This window comes from Pseudoalteromonas sp. MMG013 (assembly GCF_018100885.1).
Classification (GTDB): Bacteria; Pseudomonadota; Gammaproteobacteria; order Enterobacterales; family Alteromonadaceae; genus Pseudoalteromonas; species Pseudoalteromonas aurantia.
The window spans coordinates 267244-284571 of sequence record NZ_JAGJEE010000004.1 but is presented as its reverse complement, the minus strand read 5'-3'; the positions used below and the strand labels follow the sequence as shown (position 1 = coordinate 284571).

At 40.6% G+C, this 17328-nt stretch carries 17 protein-coding genes; 9 read left to right on the top strand and 8 right to left on the bottom strand.

Annotation, left to right across the window (positions count from 1 at the left end):
• Nucleotides 1-112 precede the first annotated feature (112 nt).
• On the bottom strand, nt 113-502 hold the full coding sequence (locus J8L98_RS06430) for a cytochrome c5 family protein (RefSeq protein WP_210995772.1): 390 nt from the start codon (nt 500-502) through the stop codon (nt 113-115).
• Nucleotides 503-682: 180 nt separating this feature from the next.
• A complete protein-coding gene (elbB, locus tag J8L98_RS06425; protein WP_210995771.1) occupies nt 683-1333 on the bottom strand; it encodes an isoprenoid biosynthesis glyoxalase ElbB in 651 nt (216 codons plus the stop codon).
• A 433-nt stretch (nt 1334-1766) separates the two neighbouring features.
• Here elbB and polA point away from each other — a divergent pair, with 433 nt between their 5' ends.
• Nucleotides 1767-4514 carry a DNA polymerase I gene (gene polA / locus J8L98_RS06420; RefSeq protein ID WP_210995770.1) on the top strand — a complete coding sequence of 916 codons (2748 nt, stop codon included), beginning with the start codon at nt 1767-1769 and terminating at the stop codon, nt 4512-4514.
• 77 nt (nt 4515-4591) lie between these two features.
• On the opposite strand, the gene J8L98_RS06415 is transcribed toward polA, so the two are convergent.
• The 4 genes from J8L98_RS06415 to J8L98_RS06400 form a co-directional block, all read right to left on the bottom strand.
• A complete protein-coding gene (locus J8L98_RS06415) occupies nt 4592-5107 on the bottom strand; it encodes a DUF2489 domain-containing protein (RefSeq protein ID WP_192508920.1) in 516 nt (171 codons plus the stop codon).
• Nucleotides 5107-5685: a Der GTPase-activating protein YihI gene (yihI, locus tag J8L98_RS06410; RefSeq protein ID WP_192508919.1), complete on the bottom strand. Its 579-nt coding sequence runs from the start codon at nt 5683-5685 to the stop codon at nt 5107-5109. The genes J8L98_RS06415 and yihI overlap by 1 nt, the downstream gene beginning before the upstream one ends.
• Nucleotides 5682-6359, bottom strand: coding sequence for a class I SAM-dependent methyltransferase (locus tag J8L98_RS06405; RefSeq protein WP_210995769.1), 678 nt, complete (start codon nt 6357-6359; stop codon nt 5682-5684). The genes yihI and J8L98_RS06405 overlap by 4 nt, the downstream gene beginning before the upstream one ends.
• 654 nt (nt 6360-7013) lie before the next feature.
• Nucleotides 7014-7646 (bottom strand): c-type cytochrome, encoded by a 633-nt coding sequence (locus J8L98_RS06400; RefSeq protein ID WP_210995768.1) that lies wholly within the window; start codon nt 7644-7646, stop codon nt 7014-7016.
• Nucleotides 7647-7957: 311 nt separating this feature from the next.
• Here J8L98_RS06400 and yihA point away from each other — a divergent pair, with 311 nt between their 5' ends.
• Entirely contained in the window at nt 7958-8596 is a 639-nt protein-coding gene (gene yihA, locus J8L98_RS06395) for a ribosome biogenesis GTP-binding protein YihA/YsxC (RefSeq protein WP_192508916.1), read from the top strand.
• Nucleotides 8597-8603: 7 nt separating this feature from the next.
• On the opposite strand, the gene J8L98_RS06390 is transcribed toward yihA, so the two are convergent.
• Both J8L98_RS06390 and J8L98_RS06385 read right to left on the bottom strand, forming a co-directional pair.
• Nucleotides 8604-9122 (bottom strand): DUF1285 domain-containing protein, encoded by a 519-nt coding sequence (locus tag J8L98_RS06390; protein WP_192508915.1) that lies wholly within the window; start codon nt 9120-9122, stop codon nt 8604-8606.
• On the bottom strand, nt 9109-9645 hold the full coding sequence (locus tag J8L98_RS06385) for a YceI family protein (protein ID WP_247682453.1): 537 nt from the start codon (nt 9643-9645) through the stop codon (nt 9109-9111). The genes J8L98_RS06390 and J8L98_RS06385 overlap by 14 nt, the downstream gene beginning before the upstream one ends.
• Nucleotides 9646-10410: 765 nt before the next feature.
• Between J8L98_RS06385 and J8L98_RS06380 the strand changes: the two genes are divergently transcribed.
• The 7 genes from J8L98_RS06380 (at nt 10411) to J8L98_RS06350 (ending at nt 17322) form a co-directional block, all read left to right on the top strand.
• The gene (locus tag J8L98_RS06380; protein WP_210995766.1) at nt 10411-10992 is read left to right on the top strand and encodes an aminodeoxychorismate/anthranilate synthase component II; all 582 of its coding nucleotides are present in this window, start codon (nt 10411-10413) and stop codon (nt 10990-10992) included.
• A 40-nt stretch (nt 10993-11032) separates the two neighbouring features.
• Complete coding sequence (locus tag J8L98_RS06375; RefSeq protein ID WP_210995765.1) at nt 11033-12205, top strand: HDOD domain-containing protein; 1173 nt, start codon at nt 11033-11035, stop codon at nt 12203-12205.
• A 314-nt stretch (nt 12206-12519) separates the two neighbouring features.
• Nucleotides 12520-13731, top strand: a complete 1212-nt coding sequence (locus J8L98_RS06370) for an aspartate aminotransferase family protein (protein ID WP_210995764.1) — start codon at nt 12520-12522, stop codon at nt 13729-13731.
• Between the two features lie 73 nt (nt 13732-13804).
• Nucleotides 13805-14821, top strand: a complete 1017-nt coding sequence (astA, locus tag J8L98_RS06365; protein ID WP_192508910.1) for an arginine N-succinyltransferase — start codon at nt 13805-13807, stop codon at nt 14819-14821.
• A 16-nt stretch (nt 14822-14837) separates the two neighbouring features.
• The gene (gene astD / locus J8L98_RS06360) at nt 14838-16310 is read left to right on the top strand and encodes a succinylglutamate-semialdehyde dehydrogenase (RefSeq protein WP_210995763.1); all 1473 of its coding nucleotides are present in this window, start codon (nt 14838-14840) and stop codon (nt 16308-16310) included.
• A gap of 176 nt (nt 16311-16486) precedes the next feature.
• Nucleotides 16487-16822: a DUF3802 family protein gene (locus J8L98_RS06355; protein WP_192508979.1), complete on the top strand. Its 336-nt coding sequence runs from the start codon at nt 16487-16489 to the stop codon at nt 16820-16822.
• Between the two features lie 86 nt (nt 16823-16908).
• Nucleotides 16909-17322: an OsmC family protein gene (locus tag J8L98_RS06350; RefSeq protein ID WP_210995762.1), complete on the top strand. Its 414-nt coding sequence runs from the start codon at nt 16909-16911 to the stop codon at nt 17320-17322.
• Nucleotides 17323-17328: the final 6 nt, after the last annotated feature.

Sequence of the window (17328 nt, the reverse complement as noted above, 5' to 3'; positions counted from 1 at the left end):
GTATATTTTCATTTTTATCAACAGGGGTCAAGCCAATCTTTATGATAAATACGAAAGGGGGTCGCTTATTCAGAGTTTTGCCGAAGATCTGACGTTCTTCGGCAAATGGGCGTTACTTTGCTGTCATAAAGTCGATCGCTGCTGTAATTTCATCATCAGAGCAATCCATGCAAGTCCCGCGTGGTGGCATAGCATTAAAGCCATTAATTGCATGATCAATTAATACCTCACGACCTTTGGCTAAACGGGTAGTCCAGTCGTCTGGCGTTTTAGGCGCACCTAGTGCACCCGTGCCATGACAAGCAAAACATGATGCTTGATATACTTGCTCACCAGAGCGAGGGCCGCTAGGGATTACTTCAGCAGGCGCCGCACCAGCTAAATAAACAGAGCCTACAGGTGCTAAACGTTTTTTAATTGCCTCTTCAGTCAAAGCATTGTCGTAAGGTTGCGCTATTGCCGCTGTAGATAGCAATAAAAGAGCCGCTGAAAGTTTTTTCATTTGTCTTGCCCACTTCGGTTGTGACGTGATCAATCACGATAGATGACGGAATTTTTAGCAATTATAACGTCACCTACTCATTTATAAAACGTAAACTTACTTATATCATCACAAAAAGGTTATTTTCTTGCGTTGTCGCAAAGAAGCAGGTGATTCATGCTATTGAATTTACGCAATGCGTTATGCCATATCAATAAGTTGCGTTATGGCTTTTGCAATCCCTTCTGAGGCTTCGGAGATTGAATTAGCCAACATGTAAGCGGGTGTGCATATGACTTTTTGTTGTAGGTCAATAACAATATCGTTGGCTGCACAGTCAACGTGCTTGGCTCCAAGTTGCTCTGTTGCGAGTGCAGTGTCAGGGTCGTTACCAATGGTTGTGAGCGTCCCTTGTGGATGAATATGACCAATTAGTGCTGGGGCAATACATAAATAGGCAATGGGCTTATTTTGTTGACTAAACTCTTGGCAGGCTGCTTTAAAAATATCTAATATTGTAGAGTTCGCGCCCGAGAAAGCAAAGTCACTGAGATTTTTAGCAACACCAAAACCTCCAGGTACTACGAGCGCGTCAAAGTGTGAGGCATTTAATGTCGCGAGATCATGAATATTACCACGTGCTATGCGCGCTGCTTCAATTAGGATGTTACGTGAGTCCTGTTGTGTTTCCCCATTGAGGTGATTGATGACGTGGTGCTGGTTTAAATTAGGTGCAAAACATTCATACTCGGCACCTAGTTGTTCTATATGTAGCATTGTTAGTACAGTTTCGTGGATTTCAGCACCATCGAAGACGCCACAACCACTTAAGATGATCGCAATTTTTTTCATGAAATGTTCTCGTTTAGTCAGGTATTAAAGGCTATATACTTGGAGTAGTGTAGCGACTAGCAAAAATATTATAAAGGATCTTCTGTGATCTTAGATCGTTTATGGTAGTATACCCTCCCGCTCGAAAATAGTAGCTTGATTTTTGAACGGAGTGTTCTAATATTTTTGCAGTGTAAAAATGTTTTTCCACATTTCTCAATTTTAATAAATAAAAAAAGAACATAGATTTTATTATTAATATCAGGTATTTAAATTATTCTGAGGACATTTATCTTTATGCCCGCTGCGATTGTTTGTGTTTATCTACAAACTTATCCACAGATTGTTCCCCTAATTAGAGTACATTTACCTGTGTAATACTCCTCGTCTTATGGTTAGTCGTATGGCATGCTTACGATGTTTTTATTGAAGCTCATTTAGGATCCCCCTTATTATGTCTCAGATCCCAGAAAATCCTTTGATCTTGGTTGATGGTTCTTCTTATCTTTTCCGTGCGTATCATTCGCCTCCACATTTAACAAACTCAAAAGGAGAGGCCACAGGTGCTATTTACGGTGTTATCAATATGCTTAAGAGCTTATTGAAACAATACAAACCAAGCCATATGGTGGTGGTATTCGATGCGAAAGGGCCGACATTTAGAAATGAAATGTACAGCGAATATAAAGCGAATCGTCCACCAATGCCCGATGACTTACGCACACAAATAGAGCCTATTCACGAGATTATTAAGGCAATGGGTTTGCCGCTCGTTTGTATTAGTGGTGTTGAAGCTGACGATGTTATTGGTACATTTGCGAAGATCGCATCAGAGCAAGAGCGTGCCGTGCTAATTAGCACTGGCGATAAAGATATGGCTCAACTTGTTGATAAACATGTCACGTTAATTAATACCATGACGGATACTATCTTAGATCCTCAAGGTGTGGTTGATAAGTTTGGTGTTGCACCTGAACTCATTATCGATTATTTGGCGCTCATGGGAGATAAAGTAGACAATATTCCTGGGGTCCCTGGTGTTGGAGAAAAAACGGCATTAGCCATGTTGCAGGGCTTAGGGGCCATTGACAACTTATACGCTAATTTAGACAAGATTGCCGGCTTAGGTTTTCGCGGTTCGAAGACAATGGCGAAAAAATTGGAAGAGCACAAATCTCAACTAGAGTTGTCTTATGAGTTGGCTACAATCAAATTAGACGTTGAAGTCGAGCAAGACTTAGATACGTTTGCTGTTACTGAAACAAATAAAGATAGGCTTATTGAGCTCTTTGCGGAGTGTGAGTTTAAACGCTGGCTTGCTGATTTATTAGATGGCAATGAAGCGGCAAAAGTAAATCAAGCAGTATCAGAACCGACAGTACCGACTGTAGAAGCAAACTATGAAACTATTTTGACCCAAGCGCAGTTAGATACGTGGTTAAAAAAGTTAGAAAATGCTGATTTAATTGCTTTTGATACAGAAACAACCAGTTTAGATTACATGCAAGCTGATTTAGTTGGGATGAGTTTTGCGGTAGAACCTGGTGAAGCTGCTTACTTGCCTATTGCGCATGATTATATGGGGGCTCCAGAGCAGTTAGACAAATCTCTCGTGTTTGAAAAAATGGGGAAAGTTCTTGCTGATCACTCAATCAAAAAAGTGGGTCAGAATCTCAAATACGATAAAAGCGTGCTAGCACGTGCCGGCTTAGCATTAAATGGGATTGCATTTGATACTATGCTTGAGTCTTATGTACTTAATAGTGTTGGCACGCGCCATGATATGGATTCTCTGGCATTAAAGTATCTAGGCCACAAAAATATTAGTTTTGAAGAGATTGCGGGCAAAGGCAAATCACAACTCACGTTTAACCAAATTGAGTTGGAAAAAGCGGCACCTTATGCTGCGGAAGATGCTGATATTACTTTACGCTTACACTTACATTTATGGCCATTATTGGAAGAACACGCATCGTTGCTATCTGTGTTTAATGACATTGAGTTACCTTTGCTGAAGGTACTATCAGAGGTTGAGCGCACAGGTGTTAGTATTAATAGTGATATGCTGGCACGCCAGAGTGTTGAAATTGCAGAGCGATTAACCGATATTGAAAAATCGGCTTTTGAACTCGCAGGTGAAGAGTTCAATTTAAGTTCTCCTAAGCAACTGCAAGCAATTCTCTTTGAAAAGCAAGGGTTACCAATAATTAAGAAAACTCCCAAAGGGGCGCCTTCGACGGCTGAAGAAGTATTACAAGAATTAGCACATGATTACCCGCTGCCAAAGTTAATTATTGAACATAGAGGGCTAGCGAAGTTAAAGTCAACTTATACAGATAAATTGCCTAAATTGGTGAACCCGGATACTGGCCGTGTTCATACTTCTTATCACCAAGCGGTAACTGCAACGGGGCGTCTCAGCTCAAGTGATCCAAATTTGCAGAATATTCCTATTAGAACCGAGTCTGGTCGTCGTATTAGGCAAGCATTTATTACCGACTCTAATAAGGTTATTTTAGCAGCCGATTACAGCCAAATTGAATTACGAATTATGGCTCACTTGTCACAAGACAAGGGCTTATTGAGCGCTTTTGAGCAAGGAAAAGATGTGCACAGTGCCACAGCATCAGAAGTGTTTTCAGTTGAGTTGGAAGACGTCACAGCTGATATGCGCCGTAAAGCTAAAGCAGTGAATTTCGGTTTAATTTATGGAATGAGTGCATTTGGCTTGGCTCGCCAGCTTGATATTCCACGCCATGAAGCACAGCATTATATGGATAAGTATTTTGAACGATTCCCTGGTGTGCTTGAATATATGGAGCGTACACGTGAGGAAGCCGCAGATAAAGGGTATGTAGAAACCCTATTTGGCCGCCGCTTACACTTGCCTGATATTAATGCGCGCAATGGAGCACGTCGAAAAGCGGCGGAGCGTGCTGCGATAAATGCACCCATGCAAGGTACTGCAGCAGACATCATTAAAAAAGCAATGCTAGATGTATATAATTGGCTACAAACACAATCAACAGATGATGTTCAATTATTAATGCAAGTACACGATGAACTGGTGTTTGAAGTTGCCACAGATAAGGTTGATGAGTTTAGTGCCGTGATCTGCTCCTTGATGTCTGAGGCGGTATCGTTAGACGTTCCACTTATTGTTGAAGCCGATTATGGTGAAAACTGGGAACAAGCACATTAAATCAAGCACGTTATAAAAAAACCCGATAGTAACTAAGTTACTTATCGGGTTTTTTATAAGGCTATATCCTGTTTCGCTTATTGGAAAACAACATTCTCACTATTTGGTAACGCTTGGAATTCCGTCGCAAGCTTTTCACAATCTATGATAATGGCACTTTCTAAACGCTCTTCTGCGCGCCATCTTTGTTTATCCATTTTGAAGATGTCTTTTTTAGAGTATTTTTTTCGACTCTCGTGTGTGGGCATATCCTTAACTTCTTCATACATTTGATATATTCCCGGATATATATCCGATAATACAATCTCTTTGTCGAAACTATACTGAGAGATGAGTACCCAAATCCTCAAACAGCCTTCGGAATACTCACATTGTTTCTCTTTCATTGCACGGGCAATAAGGTTAATGCTATCCGCGAGATTTGCGTTACGTTTTTCTCGAGCTTTTTGTAGCTTGGCTTGTTGCTCTATTTGCTTTGAAGCAATTTTTGCTTTTTGGACTTTCAATTGCCAAAGCAGTTTACCGGCGTAAAATGATAAACTCGCAACAATAATTACTCCAAGGGCGATTAGAAGTACCCAAGTTATTGACATTACTTGTCCTCATCATCAGCTAGCCACTCATCAGCTAAATCATTACTGACAAACGATGACATAGGATCATCAGCTATGACATCTTGCTCTTCGAATTCGTCGTCAATGCCCAAGATTTCGCATAGCTCTTGATGGCGAGCAATTGCACGATTAAAATATTTTGCATCTTTACCAGTAAGCAGCTCACCACGTTCATGTCGGTCTAATAAAGCCATTAAACGTTCGTCATCTTCTAATTGGCTTAGCTCTTGTTCTGGGGTTAAGGTTGCTTTTACTTTCTTTAGCTCTACTTGAGGCGACAAATGACGCTGCAGTTTAGGTTCTACGACTGGAACTGTTTGTTCAGAGATCAACGCAATCGGCTTTTTACTTCCAACGCGCTTATCTTTGTTCTGTTGGTTGCCAGATACGGGAGTGTCTATTTTTGCATCTTGGGCATTACGCGAACCAGGCTTAGCACCTTTGTGCTTTTTGGTGCGCTGCTCTTTAATTGCACGCAGCTCACGTAGTTTATCTTTGCTTAATCGTGGTGTGCCGTTACTAGGCGCTACTTTTCGATTTTTTTTCTCTCTAGTCATGATAGTTCTTCACTCAACGCGTGTTGCGTTATTGGTTTGGTAAGGATAATGACGTCATTGCCAATAAATTCGAGTTTGCAGTTAAACTGCAAAGCGATATATTCAAATGTTTTACGGCTAAAAAATGAAATATGTGTTTGATCATTTTTATAATGCCAGTTAGTGAAACGTTCAGCATTAATAACCAGTTTAGTCATTATAACAAGGGGTGCCTCAGGCTTTAATAAGCTGAATAATTGCGTTAGTACAGTTTGGGGATGAGCAAGGTGCTCAATAACCTCTGTACATGTAATAAAGTCGTATTTATCACGAAGTACCGTAATATCGTTTGCATAGTATAGGTCATATATAGCCATGCTATGTCCAGCATCTGACAATACTTTAGCGAGCAGAGGGCCAGGGCCACAGCCAAAGTCCAGACCACTGCTAGGCACTCTCAGCCTAAGAAGCAGAGGGTCACTCACTCGCGATAAAAATTGTTTATAGCCTAAGTCTTCAAGTGAGTTTTCATGACTGTCATAAATTGCCTTTTCTTGCGTGGGAGTGAGATGTTGGTGTTTGTCAACAAATACTAAATCGCACTGTCGGCATTGCCAATAATCACGGCGCTTATCGCTATGATAGAAGCTAATATCGACAGAACCACACAGGTTGCAATGAGAGACTGATTGCACGAGAAACTCTTAGGAAATAAATTAGGGCGGGTATTATAACAGCAATAAAACAATGCATAAATAAAAAGACGGTAGAGATCACTCTCTACCGTCTGCTAATCTGAGCGTCACAATTCGGACACTTCTCCCTTCGACTTTTTAAGTCTTTGTTATTTTTATTATGTTGTCATCCATTTTGTTTTTATTTTTACTTCCGTGCTTCTTTCCATATTGTTTTTATTATTAAACTTCCATGCATTTATTATTATCGGTCTTCTCTGACTCTTTATTGTTATTTCCTTTATGATGATATCCATTCGATATCAAACATGTCACCTACGCTTCCCTATCGACTTGTCCCTTTTATTGTTTTGCCTTGGCGACAGCAATTAATCTACGCTTTATTGAATTAGTTACAACTAATTAATAACAAAATTCTTACGGAGTGTTGAGTGAATAAATTTAAAGTTCTTTTATTACATATATTTAATGTTTTTTTATAGATTAAAATAAGTTAAAGCGCACAAAGTGATATGGTCAATGTCTTACAGTGGGTTTGAGATATATCGCAATCAGTGAATATAAAAAAAGGCAGCGTGATGCTACCTCTTTTTTACGTATGATAATTTTTTATCAGTACTTTATAATTTGCTATACAACTTTAGTCGTTACCTACTAATGTAAGCCACTTAAATATTTGGATAATACTTCAATGTCTGTGTCAGTTAGCTTTTTCGCAATATCACCCATCATGCCATTCATGTCATTGTTACGACTACCATCACGGAATTTCTCAAGTTGAGCTTTGATATATTCTGGATGTTGGAATGAAATTTTAGGGAACTTTGCTAATGATGTTCCATTACCTCGAGGGCCATGACACGCGGCACATGACGGAATGCCTCGTTCAGCGTCACCGGCGCGGTATAATTTTTGCCCAATGGTTACAACATCTTCAGGCGTAGTTCCTGCATTCATATTTAAAGTTGAGAAGTAAGCTGCTAAGTCTTTCATATCCTGATCTGATAATGGCATAGCCATACCACTCATGACCGGCTCCATACGACCTTCACTACCACCTGATGTCATACCAAGCTTAAATTCCTTCAATTGCTTGTAGATATAATCGGCATGCTGCCCGGCAATTTTTGGATAAATATTAACAGGCGCATTGCCATCTGGGCCGTGACACGCTGCACACGTTGCAGACTTTGCTTTACCCGCTTCGGCGTCGCCATCAAATGCTGTTGCGTTGCTTGCTGACAACGTACCAAGCAACACTGTTAAAGTTAATGCTATTTTTTTCATGGTAAATTCTCTGTTTCCGACCCTGTAATCTAAAACCCAGGCGACGCGAAAAAGGTACTTTTCGTGCTGCTTGAGTGAACAAACTCTATCTTTACATTGCAATTTTTACATTCTACACGATATTGAATTCTCTGGCACGTTTTCTGCTCATATTAGACCTATAAATTATGAGGTTTTGACTTAGATTAAGTTTGTAATGTGCAAAATTCACCTTTTTATCTAGATTCAATCGTCATTGTTTGCTTTTGCACGGCGAGTATCTGATATAAACTATAGCGGTCATTGCTATTAGTTTTTTTGTAGGAGAGCTTGTGCTCAAATCCCGTATTAAGTATAACACTGCTAGTTTTATTACCAGCGCCCCTGATATTTCTAAATTACCCACCGACGAAGGGATCGAAGTGGCGTTTGCAGGCCGCTCGAATGCAGGTAAATCCAGTGCATTAAATGCATTAACTGACCAGAAACTTGCGCGAACAAGTAAAACGCCCGGTCGCACGCAGTTAATAAATACTTTTGAACTTGATGCACAAAAGCGCCTCATTGATTTACCAGGATATGGGTTTGCTAAAGTGCCTATTGAAATGAAGAAAAAATGGCAACGTTCATTAGGTGAGTATTTACAAAAACGTAAGAGCTTGAAAGGCTTGGTCGTGCTAATGGACATTCGTCACCCATTGAAAGATTTAGACATGGATCTGATCAATTGGGCAGTTGATAGTAAAATTCCAATTTTGGCCTTGCTGACTAAAGCAGATAAATTGAAACAAGGTAAACGTAAAGCTGAAGTGCTCCAAGTACGTAGGACTTTATCTGAATTGAATGCAGATATTACTGTTCATGCGTTTTCTTCTTTGAAGGGGATAGGTTTGAATGAGTTAGGGTGGAAACTAGATGATTGGTATTTGGGGCCGTTTGTAAAAGAAGAAACAGCCGAGCCGCAAGAGTAGATCGTTATTAGCATAAATAATAGCGATTATTGGCTGAGTTGAGATAAGCCCCTTTGCTATCTTGCTCAGCTATATCAGCCCATTGATAATAAACAGAGCGCTGTATGCGAGCGGTCAGTCCGTTAGGCAGACAGAGATAAGGGACTACTTGCCCACAGTATAACTTTGTGATTAATGGAAACTGCTCACAAATGGGCCATTGTCTTCCGAGATTATCCTCACATACTATAACCGATTGCGTTCCTAGCTGATAAGTGGTCCAAGTTTTGATTAAAAAAGGTACGTCAGCGACCTGTATTTGACACTTTTCTGATGGGGTAATGAGTGTATATATACCTTGACTGTAATTTAATACCGATGCAAAGAGCTTCATCATTTCTAGGCGAGTAATTTCACTGCCTTGATGGAACCAGCGCCCTTGGTTATCGATTGACATATCAATTAACCCACAAGGGGCAGTTCGCCATAGTTGGGTTGGGGCATGCGGTGTTACTAACACCGCAATCAGTTCATTAAGGCTTTTCATTGAATGTAAGGCTGAATGTAACTGGTACCGTGGTCGCAATAGTATCAAGACCCGCTATTTTTCTTAAAGCTTCAATACCAGACGTTAAACCATAGGAGGTTGAGTTGATTAAAATGGCGCGTAATGGGGCAATATGTAGCTGAGTATTGTGCTTGTTAACGACTAAATCCATTCTTATGTTTTGCTTATGGCCATGCAGCTCTAGAGAAGCATTTACACCTTTTATTATTTGAGTACCGTTTTTTAAGCTTGAAAGTTGATCTGATACGTTTGCTGAGATTTTTCCGCTTGGAAAATTGGTAACGTTAAACAACATTGATTGCATACGTTGATTACGAATGGGGATCATAGACTCCACACTGCTCAAGTCAATCTCAAGCTGTAATTGTCCTTGCGCATCAATTTGTCCATGTAGTTTTTTAAAATGGTGATTTTCAGCAATGTGTGTTTTCTTTATAGATGTAAAGCTTAAATCACTATTTTGATTATCTAATTGCCATGCCGCGAATACGTTGGTAGACATGAAAGCTATAGCGAATATAAGAGGTTTTAGCACGATGAAGCCTTATTTTTAAGCAATAAAGGGTCATAATATCATGTGAAGGTGGAGAGAGTATGAAACGCCACAAAATAAGTACTCATTATGCTTGTTGTAATTAAAAAGGCTCGGAAGAAAAACACGGCCCACTAAAGCAGTGAGCCGTTATAGCAATCTGGGGAGAAGCTATCAATACGGTGTATCCTCTTACGAGAGATACATCATCAACAGGATGTCCTACAGGATGAGGACGCGCGCACTTTATCAAATAGATTGTTAGAAATAAATGGTTTTAGCAAAAATTGGGCCAAATTGATATTTTATATACATTTCATTGTATATTTTAACTGTTTCTTTACTTGGTACTGGGCTACAGAGCACGGGCTATAAGCCTTTTTACGTATCACCTTAACTTGTAAATTAAAGGTACTCTGTATTTGAATGTGCATGGAAGACCGATAGAGGCTTATAAAAAGTTGTTACATCCACAAGAATAATGCTTTAAAATACTGGATCTTTAAACGCCTGTTATTTCAGATGGGTGAATAGTAGTACTTTCCAATGGTTACGTTTTATAAATATACAGAGAACTGGTGTTAGTTAGAATTACGATACTAACAAAAAGGTAGTCTGTTATTTACAAGGTATTGAAAACCTTTGATAGGGACTAATCATGAGTCATGTTTTCTTTTTCGTTTTGCTATCAGTGAGTATGTTAAAAATTATTTTAAATGAAAGAGTGATGATTGAATGCTGTTGATGATTGATAATTATGATTCATTTACTTACAACTTAGTACAGTATTTTCAGCGATTAAATCAAGAAGTACTGGTTAAAAGAAATGATGAGCTAACACTTGCACAGATCCGAGCATTAAACCCAGAGCATATTGTACTTTCTCCTGGACCCTGTTCGCCTAACGAAGCCGGTATTTCATTATCAATAGTTGAACAGCTACAAGGAATTTATCCTATTTTAGGGATATGCTTAGGCCATCAAAGTATTGCACAAGCGCTGGGGGCGAAAGTAATTCGAGCGCGGCAGGTTATGCACGGTAAAACAAGCGTTATTCGACACAATAATGGCGGGTCATTTTTAGGACTGCCAGAGCGTTTTAGCGTATGTAGGTACCATTCTTTAGTTGTTGACAAGCACTCAATTCCCGATGCATTGAATATTACCGCTTGGACTGTCGATGAGCACCAGCAAATAGATGAAATTATGGGGCTATGCCACAATGAGTTAGCCTTAGAAGGCGTGCAATTTCACCCTGAAGCGGTTTTAACCGAGCAAGGTCTAGCATTACTTGATAACTTTCTCCGACGCTTCTAACCTATAACTGTATCATGCTAAAGGGCGAAAATATTTAGATATGGCTGAAAACACCAAGCAGATTAGGATAGCTCAAGCTTTGGCGGAACGAGCTCACGATTTACTCATAAGTCACAATTTTGCTCAGCAACAAATTGGGTACATTCATACGCTTGAAATAAACTATGGTGAGAAAATTGCGCAACGTACGATGCTGGAAGTTGAAATAGCTGCAGCCGCCAAACGACAGCAAACAAGTACCAGTCACCATAAATATATTGCGAAAGCGAGTATTCACTTACATCAAATAATAGAGTCCTCAATAGAAACTCAATTAGAAGATCTGGATAACATTTATCACGAAGTAATAGGTATTCAAGACTCAGTGCCCACTATATTGGACTTGTTGGCGGTTAAGTCTGCATCAATTGGTCGCTTAGAGCCCTTAGTGAATGATTTACCTTGGTTGGGTCGTGATCTTGTCTCTTTAGTGAACTTACCGCAATATCGAAAACAAAATACAAAAGGGACATCTATTAAGGTGGATACTCCGGCCTTGGCTTTGCGGTATTTAGGGCTCGAAAATTTGCAAATGGTGATCCCCACATTTGCTATGCGACATTGGATGCCACATTCCACAGAGCCTTTTTCCTTACTAAAGCGTAAACTAAGGGATATGAGTATGTCGACAGCGATTGCTGCTAAAGAGTTGGCACCATTATATGGTGTTAAAGAGCAGCATGCTTTTACGCTTGGAATGTTAGTTGATGTGGGAAAAATAGCGTTGACCCGTTTGTATTTACATACATTTGAAAAGGTATGGCAAAACAAAGTTCAAATAGCCCGAGATAAGAGCCATAAAGATCTTCACACGGCATTGTTAGAATTAGGGCCAGACCCACTTTTTCTAAGACATTTATTGTTAGAGCGTTCTGCAACTTTGTCTCGTACTTTGGTAGAGAAAATGGCGTTTCGGTATTTGCCTTTTAATGCCGTAATGGAAGAGTTTAGCGCGGGCTATTTGCCGACGGACACTCAACATGTCACAGACCCTTTGCCATTGACTGAAGTGGTCAGGAAAGCACATGGTTACTCGCAATACTTATCATTAAAGGACAGTCAACTGATCGAGCCAGACGAAGCGGAGGTGTGGTTTATGCATTTAGGATTGTCGCAAGACGAACAAAAAAAACTGGCAAAATGCGCGTTCCAAAGCCTTCAGCTGACAATTTAGTAGAAATTAGATAAATTTTTTTACGACTATTCATTCAAGTTGAGCTTTTACTCATTTTGAATGGCGACTTGATAGCTTATAGGATCTCCTTACTTTCTTGTAGATAGTTATTCACTCACTATGAAAATTTACCCCGATCCCTTGATTAGTAAGGGCTGTGAGTAAGTCTTATATGAGACTTTTGCTTATTTTTCTGGAATAATAACCGAATGAATTTTGCACCATGTGGTAATTTTTGTGCACTGAGTCTATAAAGGTTCTTGCTTTTTATTCCACATCATAACGTGCTGTACTCAACCAAATGAGGAAAATAAATGACTATTAATCGCGAACTATTCGATCAAGTAATGGTACCGAACTACGCACCTTCAGCTATTATTCCAGTGAAGGGTGAAGGCTCTCGAGTGTGGGATCAAGATGGACGAGAGTTTATTGATTTCGCAGGCGGTATTGCGGTGAATTGTTTAGGCCATTGTCATCCCGCTTTGGTTAGTGCGCTTAAAGAACAAGGCGAAAAGATTTGGCACTTATCGAATGTAATGACAAATGAACCGTCACTACGTTTAGCGAAAAAGTTAGTTGATGCCACATTTGCAGACAAAGTATATTTTGCCAACTCTGGTGCAGAAGCAAATGAAGCGGCATTAAAGTTAGCGCGCCGTTTCGCGCTAGATAACTATGGCGAGCAAAAATCACAAATTATCTCATTTAATAAAGGCTTCCATGGTCGTACATTCTTCACTGTTACGGTGGGTGGTCAAGCGGCATATTCAGATGGTTTTGGTCCGAAGCCAGGCGATATTGCTCATTGTGACTACAATGATTTGGCTGCGTTTGAAGCACTTATTTCAGATAACACTTGTGCAGTTATGATGGAGCCATTGCAGGGTGAAGGTGGTATTGTTTCTCCTGAAGCTGACTTTGTGAAAGGCGTACGTGAGTTATGTACTAAGCACAATGCGTTATTAATTTTCGATGAAGTTCAAACAGGTGTTGGCCGTACAGGTGATTTGTACGCATATCAAGGGTTAAATGTTACGCCTGATATTTTAACAACGGCTAAAGCACTGGGCGGTGGCTTTCCAATTGGTGCAATGATCACGACAGCTGATATCGCAAAGCACCTTAAGATTGGTACGCATGGTTCAACATACGGTGGTAACCCACTAGCATGTGCTGTTGCAGAAGCTGCGTTTGACACGGTAAATACTGACGAGGTACTTACCGGAGTTAAGGTTAAGGAAGCGTTGTTCCGTGAGTTACTCACTGCAATTAATGATAAATATAGCGTATTCAGTGAAATCCGTGGTAAAGGTCTATTGTTAGGTGGTGTTGTTGCTGAGCAATACAAAGGTCGTGCTAAAGAGTTTTTAGTCGCTGCAACGCAAGAAGGTGTAATGTCGTTAGTTGCCGGTGCTGATGTGGTACGTTTCACACCATCACTTGTTATTCCTGAAGCGGATATTCGCGAAGGTATGGCGCGCTTTGAAAAAGCGGTAGCCAATGTTGTGGCTAACAACGTTTAAATTCTTATTAGGGCCGAGTTTTCTTGGCCCTAATCTACCATCACGTGTTTTTATTTGAGGAGTAAGCGGGCTCATGATGATCCTTCGCCCAATCCAAAAAAGCGACTATCCAGCGCTTTTAAACATTGCTCATGAATCTGGGCATGGTTTTACTTCGTTACCGATTAACGAAGAGCTTTTACAAAACAAGATTGCACGCTCAGAAGCGTCTTTCAAAAAAGAAACAGATGTTCCGTTTGACGAAGGGTATTTGTTTGTACTTGAAGACAGTGAAACGGGTGAAGTTGTAGGGACTAGCGCAATTGAAGCTGCTGTTGGTCTTGATGATGCATTTTATCATTATCACTTGAGCAAAGTGATACACTCTTCGCGTACACTCGATGTTTATAAAGCAGTGGATATTCTTACGCTATGTAATGACTACACAGGTGCAACTGAACTGTGTACTTTGTTTCTCAAAGATGGTTATCGCAAAGGCTTGAATGGTAAATTACTGTCGAAATCACGCTTTATGTTTATTAAACAACACCAGCAACGTTTTGCAGATACCGTTATTGCAGAAATGCGTGGGGTATCAGACGACACAGGTCAGAGTCCATTTTGGCAGTGGCTAGAAGAGCATTTCTTCTCAATGGATTTTCCTACGGCAGATTACCTAACAGGTATTGGCCAAAAGGTCTTTATTGCTGAGTTAATGCCGAAGTACCCGATTTATGTCAATTTGCTCACAGAAGCAGCGCAAGACGTGATTGGAAAAGTACACGATAATACACGTCCTGCCATAGAGTTGTTGAAAAGTGAAGGTTTTACTTTTAATGGCTATGTCGATATTTTCGACGCGGGACCCACTGTAGAAGCGAAGGTAGACAATATTCGTACAGTTCGCGGGGCACAGAGTAAAACAGTGAAAATTGGTGATAACAGCGGCGGTTTCCCTGTGATGATTGCAAATGATAAACTTGTTGGGTATCGCGCGACAGTTGCAGATCTTCATTTTGATAGCAACAGCAATGAAGTTATCATTGGCAGTGAAATTGCGACGGCACTAAATATCGTGGATGGTGACTCGGTCAGCATCTCAACACTCTAATCTGTAGGGACTAATTATGACAACACATCCTGCTCAATTGATAAATGGCGAATGGGCTATAGGCCAAGGTACTGAATTTAATTCAGTTAATCCAGCGAATAATGACGTGATTTGGCGTGCAAATGCGGCATCTGCTGAACAAGTAGACTCAGCCGTTAACGCTGCTCGTCAGGCATTCTTTAGCTGGAGTGATTTGGAGTTCTCTGAGCGTTTAGCAATCGTTAAACGTTTTGCTGAAGTGCTAAAGGCCAATAGTGAAGAGCTTGCCATTGCGATTGCAAAAGAAACCGGTAAACCACTTTGGGAGACGCGCACTGAAGCGGGTGCTATGGTGGGGAAAATAGCAATTTCTGAAAAAGCGTATCAAGAAAGAACGGGGACAGTTGAAAATGCAATGCCGGTAGGGCGTGCGGTGATTCGTCATAAAGCACATGGGGTCGTGGCTGTATTTGGTCCTTATAACTTCCCAGGTCACTTACCAAATGGTCATATAGTGCCAGCTCTGTTGGCTGGTAATACGGTTATCTTCAAACCATCAGAATTAACGCCACAGGTTGCAGAGCTAACATTAAAGTATTGGCTAGAAGCAGGCTTGCCAGCAGGTGTGATTAACCTAGTACAAGGTGAAGTTGAAACCGGCAAAGCGTTAGCGTCTCATAAAGGGATTGATGGTTTGTTCTTTACTGGCTCTTCACGTACAGGTCATATTTTACATGAGCAGTACGCAGGTCAGCCGGGTAAGATTTTGGCGTTGGAAATGGGTGGGAATAACCCACTGATCGTTAAAGGTGCCACTGATACAAAAGCAGTGGTACATGACATTATTCAATCTGCATTTATCTCTAGTGGCCAACGCTGTACTTGTGCGCGAAAGCTATTTTTACCAACAGGTGCTCAAGGCGATGAAATTCTGGCACACCTTATTCGCGCAACGAAAGCGATTAAAGTGGGTCACTTTGATGATGCCGAACAGCCGTTCATGGGATCAATGATCTCTTCACAAGCTGCTGCGGGTATGGTTGCTGCACAACAACAGCTCCTTGATTTGGGTGCTGAGGCTTTGATTGAGTTGACGCATACGGATGGAACTGGTTTTGTAACACCGGGTATTTTAGAGTGTTCAAACGTTGCTAATTTCCCTGATGATGAGCATTTTGGTCCATTATTGAAAGTGTTCCGTTTTGATGATTTCGATGCGGCAATTGAAAAAGCGAACGATACAAGCTTTGGTTTATCAGCAGGTCTATTGAGCGATAGCGAAGCCGATTATGACTATTTCTTACGCCGTATTCGAGCTGGTATTGTGAATTGGAACCGCCCAATTACTGGCGCGTCGAGTGCTGCGCCTTTCGGTGGGATTGGGGCATCGGGTAATCATAGAGCAAGTGCTTATTATGCCGCTGATTACTGCGCGTATCCAGTCGCTTCAGTGGAGCTTGAAAAAGTGACACTACCAGGCGCATTAAGTCCAGGTCTAAATATCGATTAAAGGTACTGGTAAGCTTGGTTCTCGGGATAAACTCCCGTATTATCCAAGTCTTTAGAATGATAAAAAGCAGCTCTGGCTGCTTTTTTCTATTTGTCGAGGCTACAAAAGTAGCAATAGGGTTTACTTTCTGCTTAAATCAATAGGAGATATCTTTGATACAATCAGGTGGGCAAAGTATGGTGTTAGATAAGCAAGGATATGACGAGTTAGTCATGTATTTAACGCAAAATTTAACCTTGTTTGAAAAGCCAGGTGAGATAAAGCCTGGTGCGCCAAAAGTGATGGAGTTAATCGAAGATGTGATAGCTGAAAATGTCATTCGCATTTGCGAACAACATACAGAGCTCACAACAGAACAACGTAGCTTGATTGTGCGTGAGGTCGATGGCATTGTATATGACTTACAAGAAGTGCTTTCAAGTGTGACAGATCAACATGTCACGGTAGAGCAAAACGCATTTATTGAAGAATTTGCTGGCTTGGTTAAGAACTTATTTGATTCAGCAGTTTAAGCTAAGTAGACACTGCGATAAAGGCAGTCAATGATTTTTATAACACCGCCTTAAGGCGGTGTTATAGTTTATAGAGAGGTAGTAGCATGCAAGCAAATGTAAAATGGGTAGAAGGCGACACGTTTATTGGTCGTTCAGAGTCAGGACATGCAGTAGTATTTGATACCGGTGCAGATGGCACAGCACCAAGCCCGATGGAAATGGTACTGATGTCTGCTGGTTGCTGCTCTTCTGTTGATGTGGTGAGTATTTTAAAAAAAGCAAAACAACAAATTGAAAACGTTGAAGTAAAACTTACCAGCGAACGCGCAGAGTCAGCACCTAGAGTATTCACCAAAATGAATCTACACTTTGTTGTGACTGGTACTGATGTGTCAGAAAAGCACTTAGCAAGAGCCGTTCAATTGTCAGCTGAAAAGTATTGTTCTGTGGCGTTAATGCTTGATAAATCAGTAAAAATTACGCATAGTCATGAAGTCGTAGCTGGTGGTGTAAAATAACCCTTT